Annotated in this window: 15 protein-coding genes; 4 read left to right on the top strand and 11 right to left on the bottom strand. The window is 73.6% G+C overall.

Features of this window, described 5'->3' with window-relative positions; genetic code table 11:
• Positions 1–164: 164 nt before the first annotated feature.
• The 9 genes from OHA91_RS28445 to OHA91_RS28405 form a co-directional block, all read right to left on the bottom strand.
• Positions 165–1,286, bottom strand: a complete 1,122-nt coding sequence (locus OHA91_RS28445; RefSeq protein ID WP_328740261.1) for an amidohydrolase family protein — start codon at positions 1,284–1,286, stop codon at positions 165–167.
• Positions 1,287–1,316: 30 nt separating this feature from the next.
• A complete protein-coding gene (locus OHA91_RS28440) occupies positions 1,317–2,378 on the bottom strand; it encodes an aminotransferase class V-fold PLP-dependent enzyme (RefSeq protein ID WP_328740260.1) in 1,062 nt (353 codons plus the stop codon).
• 70 nt (positions 2,379–2,448) lie between these two features.
• The gene (locus OHA91_RS28435; RefSeq protein ID WP_266502305.1) at positions 2,449–3,156 is read right to left on the bottom strand and encodes a DsbA family oxidoreductase; all 708 of its coding nucleotides are present in this window, start codon (positions 3,154–3,156) and stop codon (positions 2,449–2,451) included.
• 180 nt (positions 3,157–3,336) lie between these two features.
• Positions 3,337–3,813: a GNAT family N-acetyltransferase gene (locus tag OHA91_RS28430; RefSeq protein WP_031149048.1), complete on the bottom strand. Its 477-nt coding sequence runs from the start codon at positions 3,811–3,813 to the stop codon at positions 3,337–3,339.
• Between the two features lie 64 nt (positions 3,814–3,877).
• Positions 3,878–5,326, bottom strand: coding sequence for a peptidoglycan D,D-transpeptidase FtsI family protein (locus OHA91_RS28425; RefSeq protein WP_328740259.1), 1,449 nt, complete (start codon positions 5,324–5,326; stop codon positions 3,878–3,880).
• A gap of 62 nt (positions 5,327–5,388) precedes the next feature.
• Positions 5,389–6,072, bottom strand: coding sequence for a response regulator transcription factor (locus OHA91_RS28420; protein WP_328740258.1), 684 nt, complete (start codon positions 6,070–6,072; stop codon positions 5,389–5,391).
• On the bottom strand, positions 6,069–7,361 hold the full coding sequence (locus OHA91_RS28415; protein ID WP_031149054.1) for a sensor histidine kinase: 1,293 nt from the start codon (positions 7,359–7,361) through the stop codon (positions 6,069–6,071). Before OHA91_RS28415 ends, OHA91_RS28420 begins: the two co-directional genes overlap by 4 nt.
• The gene (locus OHA91_RS28410) at positions 7,361–8,359 is read right to left on the bottom strand and encodes a hypothetical protein (protein WP_328740257.1); all 999 of its coding nucleotides are present in this window, start codon (positions 8,357–8,359) and stop codon (positions 7,361–7,363) included. The genes OHA91_RS28415 and OHA91_RS28410 overlap by 1 nt, the downstream gene beginning before the upstream one ends.
• A gap of 141 nt (positions 8,360–8,500) precedes the next feature.
• Entirely contained in the window at positions 8,501–9,283 is a 783-nt protein-coding gene (locus OHA91_RS28405; protein ID WP_031149058.1) for an IclR family transcriptional regulator, read from the bottom strand.
• Positions 9,284–9,410: 127 nt separating this feature from the next.
• Between OHA91_RS28405 and OHA91_RS28400 the strand changes: the two genes are divergently transcribed.
• The 4 genes from OHA91_RS28400 to OHA91_RS28385 all read left to right on the top strand — a co-directional run bounded on the left by OHA91_RS28400 (position 9,411) and on the right by OHA91_RS28385 (position 12,873).
• Positions 9,411–10,934 (top strand): aldehyde dehydrogenase (NADP(+)), encoded by a 1,524-nt coding sequence (locus tag OHA91_RS28400; protein ID WP_328740256.1) that lies wholly within the window; start codon positions 9,411–9,413, stop codon positions 10,932–10,934.
• A 116-nt stretch (positions 10,935–11,050) separates the two neighbouring features.
• A complete protein-coding gene (locus OHA91_RS28395) occupies positions 11,051–11,290 on the top strand; it encodes a hypothetical protein (RefSeq protein WP_031149062.1) in 240 nt (79 codons plus the stop codon).
• 35 nt (positions 11,291–11,325) lie between these two features.
• Positions 11,326–12,594, top strand: coding sequence for a TerD family protein (locus tag OHA91_RS28390; protein ID WP_328740255.1), 1,269 nt, complete (start codon positions 11,326–11,328; stop codon positions 12,592–12,594).
• 102 nt (positions 12,595–12,696) lie between these two features.
• Positions 12,697–12,873 carry a hypothetical protein gene (locus OHA91_RS28385; RefSeq protein ID WP_167344711.1) on the top strand — a complete coding sequence of 59 codons (177 nt, stop codon included), beginning with the start codon at positions 12,697–12,699 and terminating at the stop codon, positions 12,871–12,873.
• 27 nt (positions 12,874–12,900) lie between these two features.
• Here OHA91_RS28385 and OHA91_RS28380 read toward each other — a convergent pair whose 3' ends face one another.
• Positions 12,901–14,340 carry an alkaline phosphatase PhoX gene (locus OHA91_RS28380; RefSeq protein ID WP_328740254.1) on the bottom strand — a complete coding sequence of 480 codons (1,440 nt, stop codon included), beginning with the start codon at positions 14,338–14,340 and terminating at the stop codon, positions 12,901–12,903.
• Between the two features lie 180 nt (positions 14,341–14,520).
• Positions 14,521–16,011, bottom strand: a complete 1,491-nt coding sequence (locus OHA91_RS28375; RefSeq protein ID WP_031149068.1) for a hypothetical protein — start codon at positions 16,009–16,011, stop codon at positions 14,521–14,523.
• Positions 16,012–16,271 lie beyond the last annotated feature (260 nt).

The raw sequence follows: 16,271 nt of genomic DNA, 5'->3' as shown, positions 1-16,271 counted from the left end.
GGTGCCGTCGCGCGGCCAATGGGGGACATCGCGCGCGCCGACGGCTTCGACCCTGGGAATCCTTACTCAATGTGGGTGACGGGGCAGCTACCCGAGGTCACTTCACCCCAACGGGTGGTTTCCGTGCGGGGTTTCGATTTGCGGCCCCGCTCACCGCACCGCGCTCAGGCCCTGACCCTGCCGTCGACGACCACCCGTCGCGGCTGCGCCAGGACGCCCACGTCGGCCCGCGGGTCGGCGTCGTAGACCACCAGGTCCGCCGGGGCACCCTCGGTGAGCCCCGGCCTGCCGAGCCACTCGCGCGCCGCCCAGGCCGTCGCCGAGAGGGCGTCGAGCGCCGGGATCCCGGCCTTCACCAGCTCGGCGACCTCCGCCGCGACCAGCCCGTGCGGCAGGGAACCCCCGGCGTCGGTGCCGACGTAGACCTGGATGCCCGCGTCGTAGGCGGCCCGGACGGTGTCGTAGCGCCGCTCGTGGAGCCGCCGCATGTGCGCCGACCAGCGGGGGAACTTCGCGTCGCCGCCCGCCGCGAGCTTCGGGAAGGTCGCGATGTTGACGAGGGTGGGGACGATGGCGACCCCGCGTTCCGCGAACAGCGGGACGGTGTCCTCGGTGAGACCGGTGGCGTGTTCGATGCAGTCGATGCCCGCCTCGACGAGGTCGCGCAGCGAGTCCTCGGCGAAGCAGTGCGCGGTGACCCGGGCGCCCAGCCGGTGCGCCTCGGCGATGGCCGCCTCGACCTCGGCGCGCGGCCAGCAGGCCGTCAGGTCGCCGGCGTCGCGGTCGATCCAGTCGCCGACCAGTTTCACCCAGCCGTCGCCGCGCCGCGCCTCGCGGCCGACGTACTCGACGAGGTCGGCCGGCTCGATCTCGTGGGCGTAGTTGCGGATGTAGCGTCGGGTGCGCGCGATGTGCCGGCCCGCCCGGATGATCTTCGGCAGGTCCTCGCGGTCGTCGATCCAGCGGGTGTCGGAGGGCGATCCGGCGTCGCGGATCAGGAGGGTGCCCGCGTCGCGGTCGGTGACCGCCTGGCGCTCGGCCGTGTCGGCGTCGACCGGGCCGTGGGCGTCCAGTCCCACGTGGCAGTGCGCGTCGACCAGCCCGGGCAGGACCCAGCCGGTGACCGTGGTGACCTCGCGGGCGCCCGGCGGGCTCTCGTAGGAGACGCGCCCGCCGACCACCCAGAGCTCGTCGCGGACCTCGTCGGGCCCGACCAGCACCCGCCCCTTCACGTGCAGCACGCCGCTCACATGGCCCGGACCGCTCACATCGCTCACATCGCTCATGGCGGCACTGTACGTGCGGCCCGTGCGGCGTCAGGAGGCGGAGAGCACGTCCAGGAGCCGGTCCACGTCGGCCTCCGTGTTGTACAGGTGGAACGACGCCCGCAGGAGGCCCGCGCGGGCCGAGGTGAGGATGCCGGCCGCCTGCAGGGCCGGCTGCCGGCCGTCCAGGCCCGGTACGGAGACGATGGCGGCCTCGCCGGGCACGGGCTCGTGGCCGAGGCTCGCCAGTCCGGCGCGGTAGCGGGCGGCCAGGGCGGTGTCGTGGGCGTGCACGGCCTCGATGCCGATCCGCTCGATGAGGGCGAGCGAGACCTCCGCCGCGTGGTAGGCGAGGAAGGCCGGGGACTCGTCGAACCGCCGTGCGGAGTCGGCCAGTCGCGGCATCGGTCCGTAGACGGCGTCCCACATGGACTCCGCCGCCACCCAGCCGGCGTGCAGCGGGGTCAGGGTGTCCTGGGCCTCCCGCGACACGGTCAGGAACGAGGCCCCGCGGACGCTGAGGAGCCACTTGAAGCCGACGGCGACGGTGTAGTCGTACGGCGAGGCGTCGAAGGGGAGCCAGCCCGCCGCCTGGGAGGCGTCCACGAGCATCCGGGCCCCGTGCGCCGTCGTCGCCTCGCGCACCGCCGCCAGGTCGGCCTTGCGCCCGTCCGCGGACTGTACGGCGCTCAGCGAGACCAGGGCGGTGTCCGGGCCGACGGCCTCGGCGAGGGACTCCAGCGGCGCGAACCGCACCTTGAGGTCGTCGCGCACCACGAACGGGTTGATCACGGAGGCGAAGTCGCCCTCCGGGCACAGCACTTCCGCGCCGGAGGGGAGCGAGGCCGCGACGAGGCCGACATGGGTGGACACGGCCGAGCCGACGGCCACCCGCTCGGCGTCCACCCCGACCAGACGGGCGAAGGAGGCGCGGGCGCGGTTCACACGGTCGAAGTCGCCGAATCCGGTGGGGATCCCGGCCCCCGCCGCCTCGGCCAGTTCCCGTACGGCCGCGACGGCGGCACGCGGGACGACCCCGCAGTTGGCGGAGTTGAGATAGGTGGTGGAGTGGGCGAACTCGGCACGGGTCGCTTCGGCGATCGGAAGATCCATACCGTCAACTCTGCGCCAGGAAAGGCCCAAAGTCCATTGCCGAGTTTCAGTCGCCCACCCCAAGTAATACTTATACCTGTGGGACGGCGCACGCCCCGTCGGGCTCGCACGCGTCGGCCGCGGCCGCCGGCTCCTCCACCTCGCGCCCGGCCCACGCCTGCTCCAGGGCCCGGGTGAACACCTCGGCCGGCTGTCCGCCGGAGATCCCGTAGCGGCGGTCGAGGACGAAGAACGGCACGGCGTTCGCCCCCAGCTCGGCGGCCTCGCGCTCGTCGGCGCGGACCTCGTCGGCGTAGGCGGAGCCGTCGGCGAGGACGGCGCGGGCCTCGGCCTCGTCCAGACCGGCCTCTACCGCGAGCGCGATCAGCACCTCGGGGTCGAAGACGGAGCGCTCCTCGCCGAAGTTGGCCCGGTAGGCGAGGTCGAGCAGCTCCTCCTGCCGACCCCTGGCGTCGGCCAGGTGCAGCAGCCGGTGGACGTCGAAGGTGTTGCCGTGGTCGCGGCCCTCGGTCCGGTACGTCAGCCCCTCGGCGCGGGCGCTCGCGGCGACGTGCTCCTCCATGCCGCGCGCCTCGTCGAGGGTGCGGCCGTACTTCTTGGCGAGCATCTCGACGACGGGGGCGGTCACGCCCTTGGGGCTGCCCGGGTCGAGCTCGAAGGACCGGAAGACGACCTCCACCTCGTCGCGGTGCGCGAATGCGGCCAGGCCCTTGGTGAAACGGGCCTTGCCGATGTAGCACCAGGGGCAGGCGATGTCGCTCCAGATCTCGACGCGCATGATCCTTCTTCTCTCCGGGTTCACTGACGGGACGGTTTGCTGTTCAACCATCAGTGGCGTGAACCATCCGTCCTCCCGTCTCATTCCCCGGACACGGCGGATGCCACGTGCCCGGCAGCGGGCGGCGGGCGGCGGGCGGCGGGCGGCGGGCGGCGGGCGGCGGGCGGCGGGCGGGCCGGTCTAGGCAACGTCCAGCCAGAGGGTGCGGTGGCTGCCCGACGAGGTGGCGGACGGGTCGGGCACCCAGCCCTGGGCGGCGTAGAAGGCCTGGGCCCGGAGGTTGTGCTCGTAGACCTCCAGGCGGACCCGGCGGACGCCGGCACGGCGCCAGGCCTCCAGGCAGGCTTCGTGGAGGGCGGCCCCGGTGCCCCGGCGCCAGCGGACCGGATCGACGTGCAGCTGGGTGAGGGTGGTCTCGCCGTCCTGCGTGCGGAAGGCGGCGACCCCGGTGAGCTCGCCGCCCTCCTCGGCGCACAGCACCCCGCCCTCGGCGGCCTCACGGGCGACGGCCACGGTCCAGCCCTCGCGCGTGCGGGCCAGCTCGGCCTCGCCGGCGTACGCCTCTTCGGGTATGTGGCCCTGGTAGTAGGTGGCCCGGGCCCTGGTGTGGAGGGCGGCGATGGCGTCGAGGTCGGCGGGTCGCGCATTCCTGATCATGAAGACAGATACGCGCCGGGAACCCGGTCGGTTCCCGGCGCGTCGGGCGTGGAGCCCCGCGTGGCTACTTCTTCAGCCAGGCCTGCATCATCTTCTGCGCGATCGGCGCGGCCAGCTTGCCGCCGCCGATCTCGGAGCGGTCGGTGTCGGAGTTCTCGATCACCACGGCCACGGCGATCTGCTTGCCGTTCGCCTTGCCGTACGAGGTGAACCAGGCCAGCGGCGCGAGGCTGTTGTTCACGCCGCGCTGCGCGGTGCCGGTCTTGCCGCCGACCTCGGCGCCCGACACCTGGGCCGGCTTGCCGCCGCCCTCGGTGGCGACCGTGCGCATGGCGTCCCGGATCATCGAGGCCGTCTTCTCCTTCATGACCTGCTGGGACTTCGGGTCCTTGAAGCTCTCCAGCACGTTCCCGTTGGCGTCGGTGACCTCGGAGACCATGTGCGGGGCGACGAGCTTGCCGCCGTTCTCGATCGCGGCCGTGACCATCGCCATCTGCAGCGGGGTGGCCTGGACGTCGAACTGGCCGATACCCGTCTGCGCGACCTGGTCGATCGACATCTTCTTGGACGGGTACTTGCTCGGCGGGTTGGTGCGGACCGGGGTGTCGATCTGCGTGTTGAAGCCGAGCTTCTCGGCGGTCGCGCGCATCTTGTCCTGGCCGAGCTTGGAGGCGAGCTCGGCGAACACGTTGTTGCAGGACAGGCGCAGGGCGGTGCGCACCGAGACGTTGTTGCAGGCCGCGGAGCCCGCCTCGCTGGGCAGCGGGGTGCGGGTGCCGGGGATCGTGTACGGGTCGGAGATGCCGGTCTGCTGGTCGATGTCGGTGACCAGGCCGTTCTCGATCGCGGCGGCGAGGGTGACCAGCTTGAAGGTGGAGCCGGGCGCCTGGGGCTTGCGGAGCGCCACGTTCTCCATGGCCTTGCCCTTGTCGGCGGAGAGTGCGTCCCAGGCCTTCTGGTCGGTGGCGCCGGCGATGCTGCCCGGGTCGAAGGAGGGGTTGTTCACGACGGCGAGGATCTCGCCGGTGGCGGGGTCGACGGCCACGGCGGCGCCCTGCTTGCCCTGGAGCGCGTCGTACGCGGCCTTCTGCACGTCCTTGTCGATGGTGGTGAGGACGTTGCCGGGATCGGCCCGCTTGTTGGTGAGCATGTCCATCACGGTCTTCAGCCGGCTGTCGGAACCGTTGAGGACGTTCTTGTAGACGCCCTCCAGCATGCTGGTGCCGAAGGCCTGTGAGCTGTAGCCGGTGACGGGCGCGTAGAGGGGGCCGTCGACGTAGGTCCGCTTGTAGCCGAAGTCCTTGCCGCCCGTCTTCTCCGAGCCGGTGATCGCCTCCCCGCCCACGATGATGTTGCCCAGCGGGTTCTCGTACTGCCCGATGAGGTTGCGGCGGTTGTGCTTGTCGTCTGCGAGAGCCTGGCCTTGGTACGCCTGCACCCAGGTGACCCGGACCAGCAGGGCCAGCACCAGGAGCAGACAGAAGACCGACGCACGCCTGATCGTCTTGTTCATCGTCCGAAAGGACGTCCCGGCGGCCTCAAGCGTTCCGCTCTGCCCCGATTGTGGCCGACTTCTCAGGCTTTCCTCATGATGAATCCTCCCTCGTAGGCCGCGATGACCGCCTGGGTGCGGTCGCGGGAGCCGGTCTTGGTGAGGACCGACGCGACGTGGGTCTTGACCGTCTGCGGCCCGACCCCGAGGCGCTCGCTCATCTCGTGGTTGGACAGTCCGGTGGCCATCAGGCGCAGCACGTCGGCCTCGCGGTCGGTGAGCCTGGCGATCCAGGGTGCGGTGGCGGGGGCGGTGGCCGCCGCGGGGGTGGCGGCGAGGGAGCGGACGGCGGCCGGGAAGAGGAGCGAGTCGCCGCGGGCGACGAGCCGGACCGCACCGATCAGCTCGTCGGGGTCGGCGCCCTTGAGGAGGAAGCCGACGGCTCCGGCGCGCAGCGCCTCGTAGACGTAGGCATCGTTCTCGAAGGTGGTGACGACCACGATCCTGGGCGGCTCGGCCATGGTGGCGAGGATCTGCTGGGTGGCCCGGATGCCGTCGATCTCGGGCATCCGGACGTCCATCAGCACCACGTCGGGGGCGAGGGACCGCACGAGCGGGACCGCCTCGGCGCCGGTGGCGGCCTCGCCGACGACCTCCAGGTCGGCCTCGGCCTCGAGGATGACCCGCAGCGCGGTGCGGACCATCCGCTCGTCGTCGCAGAGCACGATGCGCAGCGGCGGCCGGCCCGCCGGGGCGGCCGCGGTCATCGGTCGCCGCCGGCCAGCGGGAGGACCGCGTGCAGCCGCCACCGGTCCCCGTGCGGGCCGGCTTCGACGCTGCCGCCGAGCAGGGCGGCCCGCTCCGCGGAGCCGCGCAGCCCTCGGCCCCCGGTGGTGCGGGGCTCACGGCCCTCGGGCGCGGCGGGCGGATTGGTCATGGTGATCTCCAGTTCTCGTCGTCCGGTGTCGTGGCAGGCCCGGACGAGGATCCGCAGGTCCACCGGGCCGGCGCCGTGGCGCAGTGCGTTGCTGAGGCCTTCCTGCACGATCCGGTAGGCCTCGCGCGAGGTGGTCGCCGGGAGCCGGGCCCAGTCCCCCGCGGGCCCGGGGTCCTGGTGCGCGGTGACGGTGGTGCCCGCGGCGCGGGTGCGTGCCAGCAGCCCGTCGAGGTCGGCGGCGAGGCTGGGCGCGGGGGCGGTCGCACCGTCCGGCCGGGCCGGGTCCCCCTCGCGCAGCAGGCCCAGTACGGCGTCCAGTTCGCCCACCGTCCGCCGCGTGGTGTCCTCGATCGCGGTGAGCGCCTCCCGGACGAAGTCGGGGTCGCGCTCCAGCATCCGCCGGGCGGCGGCCGCCTGGAGGGTGACGGCGCTGAGCGCGTGCCCGACCGCGTCGTGCAGTTCCCGGGCCAGCCGGTTGCGCACGGCCAGGTCGGCCGCCCGCTCCTCGGCCGCCGCGAGCCGGTCCGCCGCCGTGGGACCGAGCAGTACGGGCGCCAGCCGGGCCAGCAGCTCCCCGGCGACGGCCGCACACAGGGCGAGTGCGGCCAGCAGGCCGATCCCGAGGAGCGGTGCCGTGTACGTCTCGACGCCCGTGTTGAACCACCCGAAACCCAGCCGGACTTCGCGCAGACCGCTCACGAACGGCAGCACGATCAGCACCACCGCCATGGGCGGCACCGCCAGGGTCATCCCGCTGACCACCGCCCCGACCCCCAGGTGCAGGGTCCACCAGGCCGATGCCCGCCCCCGTGCGGCCCAGGACCGCGCCGGCCCTTCGGCGAGCCGCTCCCCCGGCACCGCGCACATGGCCCGGACGGCGGTCACCGACAGCGGCCGGACGAGCCCGTACACCCCGGTGACGGCGGCCAGCGGCAGGGCCGCGGCGTAGGCGGCGAGGGACAGGGGCAGGGAGGACAGGGCGTTGGCTCCGCCGGCCGCCGAGCCGACCGCCACCGAGGCCAGGAGGAAGTACGGCATCAGCAGGGCGCCGCCGAGGATCTGGTGGACCCACCGCAGCCGTGCCCGCGCCCCCAGTAGCCGCCCCAGGCCGTCGCGCATCAGCTCTCGCGTCGGGATATGAGGAACCGGGTGAGGGCGACGGTGGCGAGCGATCCCGTGACCATCTGGCCAGCGTAGATCAACTGCGCGGCCGTGGAGGGCCCTTCACCCTGGCCCAGCTGCGGCCCCAGCGAGGCGACCAGCAGCCAGGCCCCCCACGCCAGGGTCGCGGCTGCACCGACCCAGGCGAGGCCGAGCGGCCACCACGCCCGAAGCGCCCCGCCGCGGGCCAGGAGCAGCGCCCCCGCTCCCGCGGCGAGTGCGCATGTCGCGTGGGCCAGGGACCCGACGGCGGGCTCCGCCGAGTGCGCCTCGCCCTGCTCGGCGTCCAGCCCGGCGGTGCCGCCGAAGGCCCAGTAGAGGAACATCGCGCCCAGAACCAGGGCGCCCGAGGCCGCGGCTGCCGCCACCACCCCCGTGGGCGACGGCAGCCGCTCTCCCACCACGCCCTGCCACCGCCGGCCCCAGCGCCGGCGCGCATAGGGCACGAACAGCGCGGCCAGGGCGAGTCCTTGGATGGTGAATCCCGTGTACACGACGATGAAGACCCAGGAGTCCAGGAAGGGCTCCCGCGCGGCCGCCGCCTCCGGCCCGTCCCCGAAGCCCAGGGCCCGTACGAGCAGCTGGGCCGGGAACCCGAGGAGGATCGGGGTCAGCAGGCCCGTGGCGGTGAACACCGGAACGGTCAGCATCCAGGCGGGCGTTCTCAGCCCCCAGGGTCTGGTGAGCACCAGGACGAGCAGGATCACGCACGCGTCCATGGCCAGCGTGACGGCATTGGCCACCGTGAGGAACGGGCCGGCCTCCAGCAGCACGCTGCCGTCCGGTATCCCGATCCGGCTGCCGGACAGCCAGGCGGCCTTGAGCGCCAGATACGGCACCGTGGCCGCCAGGGCCACCGCCGTGAGGACGTGCCTGCCGGCGCGGGCCCCGACAGGCGCAGGGGCCGGGGTGGAGGACTGCGGTGCGTGCTTCGGGTGAACGGCTCGTGTGGTCATGCCCCAACGGTCCCGTGCGCGGCGGCCCGCCACCTCCCCCTCAGTGGGGAACCGCCTCCCCCGCGCGGGGGAGGAACAGCCGCCCCCGCGCCGCCGCACGCACTCCCACCCGCACCGCCCCACACACCGCCCGACGCGCCGTCACATGCGGCGCGTCACCACCGACAGCCGGTCGCGCGCCTCGAACAGCGCCGCCTTGATGACCTGCTCGTGCCCCGGCGTCAGCCGGGCCACCGGCACCGAGCAGCTCACCGCGTCCCGGGCCGGCGTGCGGTACGGCACGGCCACCCCGAAGCAGCGCAGCCCGAGCGTGTTCTCCTCCCGGTCCAGCGCGTACCCCTGCTCCCGCACCAGCTCCAGCTCCTCGATGAGCTGCTCCCGGTCGGTGATGGTGTGCTCGGTGACCGCCTCCAGCCGCCGCGGCAGCAGCGTCCGCACCTCCGCGTCCGAGTGCGTGGCGAGCAGCGCCTTGCCGAGCGCCGTGGAGTGCACGGGCAGCCGCCGCCCGACCCGGGTGAAGGGCCGCAGGTAGTGCTGGGACTGCCGGGTGGCCAGGTACACCACGCTCGTCCCGTCGAGCCGGGCCAGGTGGATGGTCTCCGTCGTGTCGTCGGAGAGCCGGTCCAGGGTGGGCCGGGCCGCGGCGACCACCTCGTCGCCGTCGATGTACGAACTGCCGACCAGCAGGGCCCGTACGCCGATGCCGTACCGCGTGCCCGTCGCGTCCGTCTCCACCCAGCCGAGGTTCACCAGCGTGCGCAGCAGCATGTAGAGGCTGGACTTGGGCAGGGAGAGGTCGCTCTGGATGTCGGCCAGGCTGTGCAGCCCCGGCCTGGCCGCGAAGTGCTCCAGGAGCAGGACGGTCCGGACCGCCGATTTGACCGGTGCCGCCTGGGCGGGGATCCCCGACTCGGTCGTCGTCATGCGCCTGCTTCCCCTCTGGTCGCCTCTTGTCACGCGGAGGACCCGGAAATAGAGTCCGCAGCAGATGTGATCATTCATCCACCGGAACCGCGTTCAGAATACTGAACGATCCAGGAGGCAGTGGGCCATGACAACGACACCAGTCTGGAGTGTGGACCCCCGCACCGGGAAGCAGCGCGAGCAGGTTGCGGTGGAAGCCACATCCCGCGAGGTGGACGAAGCCGTACGGGCCTCCCACGCCGCCCGCGGCCCGCTCGCGGACGCCGCCGTCCGCGCCGCCTTCCTGCGCACCGCCGCCGCACTCCTCGACGAGGCCGCCGCCCACGTCATCGAGGCCGCCGACGCCGAGACCGCGCTCGGCCCGGGCCGCCTCACCGGCGAACTGGCCCGCACCACCGGCCAGCTGCGCGCCTTCGCCGACGCCGTCGAAGAGGGGTCCTACCTCGACATCCGGATCGACCGCGCCGACCCCTCCCTCACCCCGCCGCGCCCCGAGCTGCGCCGCTACAAGGTCCCGCTCGGCGTGGTCGCGGTCTACGCCGCCTCCAACTTCCCGCTCGCCTTCTCCGTCCCCGGAGGGGACACCGCGAGCGCGCTGGCCGCGGGCTGCCCGGTGGTGGTCAAGGCACACCCCGACCACCCCGCCACCTCGGAGCTGTGCGCCTCGCTGCTGCGCCGGGCGGCCGTCGCAAGCGGGCTCCCGCCCGAAGTGGTGAGCGTGGTGCACGGGTTCGACGCAGGCCTGGAACTGATCCGCCACCCGCTGGTCTCGGCCGCCGGATTCACCGGTTCCATCCGGGGCGGCAGGGCCCTGTTCGACGCGGCCGCCGCCCGGCCCGTACCCATCCCGTTCCACGGCGAACTGGGCTCCCTCAACCCCGTCGTGGTCACCCCGGCCGCGGCCGCCGAGCGCGCCGAGGAGATCGGCGCCGGCCTGGCGGGTTCGGTCACCCTCGGCGTCGGCCAGTTCTGCGTGAAGCCCGGCCTGGTCCTGGTGCCCGACGGCGCGGACGGCGACCGGGTCACCGGCGAGCTCACCAAGGCCCTCGGCGAGACCGAGCCCGGGGTGCTGCTGGACCACCGGATGCGGGAGAACTTCCTCTCCGGGGTGCGCGAGCGGGCCGCACTGCCCGGCGTGGACGCCCCCGTCACCCCGGGATCCGGCGGCGAGCACACCGTGGGTGCGGGCTACCTGACGGTGCGGGCCGAGGACCTCCTCGCGGGCGAGGAGCACGACGTCCTCCTGGAGGAGTGCTTCGGCCCGGTCACCGTCGTCGTCCGGTACGCCGGCCAGACCGAGGCGGGCGCGGTCCTCGGGCGCCTCGGCGGCAACCTGAGCGCCACCCTCCAGCTGTCGGCCGCCGAGGCCGAGGGCGCCCCCGGCCCGGCCGCCGAGCTGATCGGGCAGGTCACGCAGCTGGCGGGGCGGATCGTGGTCAACGGCTGGCCGACCGGGGTCGCGGTGGCCCCCGCCCAGCACCACGGCGGTCCGTACCCGGCCGCGACCTCGCACTCCACCTCGGTGGGCGGCACGGCGATCGAGCGCTGGCTGCGGCCCGTGGCTTACCAGTCGGTGCCGGACGCGCTCCTTCCGGCCGAGCTGCGCGAGGCCAATCCGCTGGGCCTGCCGCGCCGGGTGACGGGCGGCTGACCGCGGCTGACCGGCGGGAGACCCGCGGCCGACCCCGGCGCCCCGGGGCCCGGCCGCCCTTCGCGCACGAACAATCCCGTTGCCCGTCCCGCGCTCCGCGGGGCAGGCTGCGGGCCATGCCGAGACCACACGGATTCACGTACGACGTACGGCGCGACGGTTGCGTCGTCATCACCCACCTGGGCCGCACCGCGGCCACCCTGCGCGGGGACCGCGCCGCCGCGTTCCTGACCGAAGTGGAGGCCGGTGATCCGCAGCTCGTGATGGCCCGGTGGACCGGCTCCTACAAGTTCGGCAACGAGCGGACCGCGAAGAACCACCCCCGCAACCGGGGCGGAAATATCCCGCGAGGGTAAGGGAACGGCAAAGCACCTCCGCTCGTTCTCCGGGCATGACCGCTATGACCCCTGGATCCAACCTGCCGCTCAATGCCGTCCGCGTGACGGTCGACGTGGCTGCGCCGGTGCGGCTCGACGTGTCCGCCCTGCTCCTCACGGCGGACGGCAAGGTGCGCTCCGACGCCGACTTCATCTTCTTCAACCAGCCCTCCGGGCCCGGTGTCACCTACCGGTCCGGCGGGGGCGCGGCGCCGGACTCGGTCACCGTGGACACCTCCGCGGTGCCCCCGGGCATCGAGCGGATCGTGGTCACGGCCAGCCCCGACGCCGCCGGGCAGTCCTTCCAGGGCATCGAGCCCACCGCCACGGTGCGCAATGCCGACGGCGGCGCGGTGATCGCCTCGTTCACCCCGCCGCAGCTGGCCACCGAGACGGCGCTCGTCGTCGTCGAGATCTACCAGCGCGGTGGCGTGTGGAAGGTCCGCGCGGTCGGCCAGGGGTACGCGAACGGCCTGGCCGGCATCGCCACCGACTTCGGGGTCAGCGTGGACGAGGAACCGGCTCCCGCGGCCGCCGTCGCCCCGCCCGCACCTGCCGCGCCCGTGGCACCCACCGCCCCGCCCGCCCCGCCGACGACCCACCAGCCCTCCCCCTGGCTCACCGCCGGCGCCGGCACCCCCGCCCCGGTCACCCCGGCCCCCGCTCCCGCGCCCGCCGCACCCCCGGCCGCCCCGCCCGCCACCGGGAAGATCAACCTGGACAAGGGCCGGGTCAGCCTCCAGAAGAACCAGACCGTCTCCCTGGTCAAGGGCGGCCGCCCGCTGCTCTCCCAGGTCAAGATGGGCCTGGGCTGGGAGCCCGCCTTCCGCGGCCGGGACATCGACCTCGACGCGTCCGTCATCGCGTACGGCCCGCAGCGCAACCACATCGACAGCTGCTACTTCGGCAAGCTGTCCATTCTCAACGGCGCCATCAAGCACTCCGGGGACAACCTCACCGGTGAGGGCGCGGGCGACGACGAGGTGATCGTCGTGGACCTCGGCCGGCTCCCCGCCGACGCAACGGGCCTGGTCTTCACGGTCAACTCCTTCTCCGGCCAGAAGTTCACCGACGTGGCCAAGGCCTACTGCCGCCTGATCGACGCGGCCAGCGGCGAGGAGCTGGTGCGCTTCGACCTCACCAGCGCCGAGCCGCAGACGGGCGTGATGATGGCCAAGCTGATCCGTCAGTTCTCCGGCGAGTGGGAGATGACGGCCATGGGCGAGTTTGTGAAGTCGCGCACAGTGCGCGGCATGGTCAAGCCCGCCGCGCAGGCACTCTGAGCAGGTGGGCGGGCACGGGCGGCCACCGGACGGGTTCGCGGGTGATGGATGCCACGCGTAATCCGTGGGTGGCTGTCAGTGCCCGCCCGTAGCCTTGGAAGCATGCACGAGACACTCACACCCGCGGGACCTGCCCGCCCGTCCGCCGCCGAGGCGAACGAGGCGATCCGGCACCTCGTGGAGACCAGGGTGGACGGCGAGTGGCCTTCCGAGGCGTATGAGTTCCTGCTCGCCGAGTGGGCCGAGGCCTCCCGCGCGGAGGTTTCCCCGGCCCACTGAGGCCCGCGATGCCGGCCGGGCGGAGCGTCAGTGCGCGCGCCGCCACGGCCCGGTGATGGCCAGCATGATGCCCGGGTCCTGGATGTTGGCGTACAGGGTGCGTCCGTCCGGGGAGAAGCAGACACCGGTGAATTCGGAGTATTCGGGCTCCTCGGCCGACCCGATGTTCAGCTCGTTGCGCGCCAGCGGGTAGGTGCGGCCCGCTGCGGTCGCGCCGAACAGGTGCTGCAGCCCCGAGCCGTCCTCCGCGATGACCAGGCCTCCGTACGGCGACACGGTGATGTTGTCCGGGCCGTCGTAGCCGCCGCCCGCCGACGGGTCCGCGTTGACGCCGATGAGGACGGTCAGCCGGATCGTGCGCCGCTTGGGGTCGTAGAACCAGACCTGTCCGTCGTGCGCGGCACCCGGGCTCTCCTCACGGGCGTAGGAGGAGACGAAGTACGCGCCTCCGTCGGCCCACCACATGCCCTCCAGCTTGCGGCCGCGCGTCACCGCGTGGTCCGCGAACTGCTTGCGCACCGGCACGGTGCGCGCGTCGCGGTCCGGCACGTCCACCCAGTCGACGCCGTAGACGGTGCCGATCCGCGTGGCGCGAGAGAGGTCGTCGACGACCCGGCCCGAGCTGTCGATGCACTTGGCGGCCTGGAGCACGCCGGCGTCGGCGGCGAGCGTACGGAGCCTGCCGCGCCCGTGCCGGAAGCCGCGGGGCGGGGTCCAGCGGTAGAGCAGCCCGTTGGGCCCGGAGGCGTCCTCGGTCAGGTACGCGTGGCCCTGGCGCGGGTCGATGACCACGGCCTCGTGGTCGTACCGGCCGAAGGCCTTGACGGGCTTCGGGTCGCGGTTGGCGCGCCGGTCGTGCGGGTCGACCTCGAAGACGTAGCCGTGGTCCTTGGTCATGCCGTTCTTGCCGGCGAGATCGGAGTTCTCCTCGCAGGTCAGCCAGGTGTCCCAGGGGGTGGCGCCGCCCGCGCAGTTGGTCGACGTACCGGCGATGCCCACCCATTCGGCGACCTCGCCGCCGCGCCGGACCTCGACGACCGTGCACCCCCCGGCCGCGGCCGGGTCGTAGACGAGGCCCTCGGCGAGCGGGACGGGGCGGGCCCAGTTCTCCCGCTTGCCCTTGAGCTCGTGGTTGTTGACGAGGAGGGTGACGCCGCGGTGGCCCTCGAAGGCCGCGGTCCCGTCGTGGTGGGACGGGGTGGTCTCGCCGGACTCCAGCCGGGTGACGCCGCTGTGCGTGATCACGCGGTACCTGAAGCCGGCGGGGAGGGCGAGGATGCCGGCCGGGTCGGGGACGAGCGGGCCGTAGCCGGGCTCACAGGGCCGCCCGTGCTCGTCGCGGCCCGCGCCGTCCTCGGCCGCGAGCGCACCCGGAGCGGTGGCGAGGGCGCCGACCGTCCCGGTGAGCGCGACTCCCGCGCCGGCGATGACGGTACGGGCGGTGAAGTCTCTGCGGCTGAGCGCCATCGGGTCTCCAGGGGTGGGGAGTGGTGCGCCTGTCGTGCGGTCGTCGGCGCACACGCTCCCGCCCGCACGTGAACGGCGGCTGAATTACCCACGAAGAGGAACCGACCCCTTGCCGGTCGGCGTATTGGCCAACTCCGGCCCAGGAACGGCGCATTGTCGCCGGCTTCCCGGGCCGGACCCTCAGGGCCTGCGGGAGCGCGCCTTGAAGGCGGCCTTGCGGGCCTCCTTCGCCGTCTTCCGGTCCGGGTGCAGCCGGCCCATCGCCTCCAGGACCTGCACCGTCGACGGGTGCTCGACCCGCCACACCTGGTCGAAGAAGCCCGTGTGATGAGCGGTCAGGGTCTCCATCAGCAGGGGCAGCTCCTCGGTCTCGCCGTCAGCGGCGAGCTGCGCCGCGATCGTGTCGACCGTCAGCCAGAACACCATCTCGGGGGCGGGCGCCGGTACGTCCGCCGCTCCGTGCTCCGCCAGCCAGACCCGGGCGAGCCCGCCGAGCTCCGCCTCGTCCAGGACCGAGCGGACCGCCGGCTCGGCATCCGGGCCGGCCAGCGCGAGGGCCTGCTGGCAGCGCAGTCGGCGCAGCGGGCCGCCCTCGTCGTCCCCGCGGGCGGCGGCCAGCAGTTCGGCGACCGCGTCGGCCGGTTCGCGGCCCGCCATCCACTGCTCGATCTCGGCCTGCGCCGCGTGCTCGGGGTAGGAGGAGACGGCGTCGAGGAGTGCGTCGGCGCCCTTGCCGGCCAGCTCGCCGACCGCGGGGGCCGCCACTCCGGCCTCCAGCATCCGGGCGCGGATCCCGTAGAGGCCGAGCGGGGTGAGGCGGACCATGCCGTAGCGGGAGACGTCCTCGTCGTCGACCTCGCGCTCACCGCGCGGGACGTCCTCGTCGGCCTGCGCCATCAGCTCCTCGTCGACGGGCCGGAACTCCACCAGTCCGATCGGCTCCAGCTGCCGGAACTGGTCGTCGAGGCGCATCATCGCATCCGAGACCTGCTCCAGGACGGCGTCGGTCGGCTCGCCCATTCCGTCGGGCACGACCATCGACGCGGCCAGCACCGGAAGCGGAATCGGCCGCTCCGAAGCCCCGCCCTCGGCGACGGTGAGCAGGTAGAGGTTGGCGAGGACCTCGTCGAGGAAGTCCGCCTCGCGGCCCGGGTTCCAGTCCAGCCGGTCGAAGGCGATCTCCCCGCCCGCGTCCAGCGCGTCGACCAGGTCCTCCAGGTCGGGCACGGCCGTGTCGGCGAGCACCGTCTCCAGGGCCGCCCGCCACAGGCCGAGTACGTCGCCGGGGGCACCGCCCGTCACCAGCGCCAGGTCCTCGCCGGGCGCGGCCGTGCCGTGCGGCTCCCCGCCCGCCTCCCCGGCGCCCTCGGCGTCCGTGTCCTCCTCCGGCTCGGTCACGTCCACCAGGCCGGTGTCCACGGCCACCCGCCAGGCCTGGCTCGCGTACCCGGCGGCGTCCTCGTCCCCCGCGTCGAGGCCGAGGTGGGCGGCTGCCGCGGGCAGCTGCTCGGCCGCCAGTTCGCCGCCGACTCCGACGCGGGTTGCGGGCCCGGCCCAGCGGGCCAGCCGTACGGCGCGCGCGAACAGCGGGGCGCCGAGGGCGTCGCGTGCCAGCTCCGCATCGGAGTGCAGCCGTACCGGCGGCAGTGTGGGGTGCGACTCAGCGGACATGGGGAGGCTCTCCTCGCGGACGCGGTGGTGACGGGCGGGCCGTGACGGTCCGGCCGGGCGGCCGGACCGTCATACGCGCCCGAAAACCGGCGACATGGCCGACATGACGGGGCAGTGCGGGCATGGCCGATGTGGCGCAGATGACAGCCGTGGCCGTCGTACGGCGACCCAGCGTAGACGCATATCGGGCGCAGCCGACGGGCCATCGCCTTTGGTTCATCCCACAGTCAGCCGCCGTCTCCCCTGGAGGGCTTGACAAC

Origin of the sequence: Streptomyces erythrochromogenes, from assembly GCF_036170895.1 — a bacterium.
Lineage (GTDB): Bacteria > Actinomycetota > Actinomycetes > Streptomycetales > Streptomycetaceae > Streptomyces > Streptomyces erythrochromogenes.
This window is presented reverse-complemented; position numbering and strand designations above follow the sequence as displayed.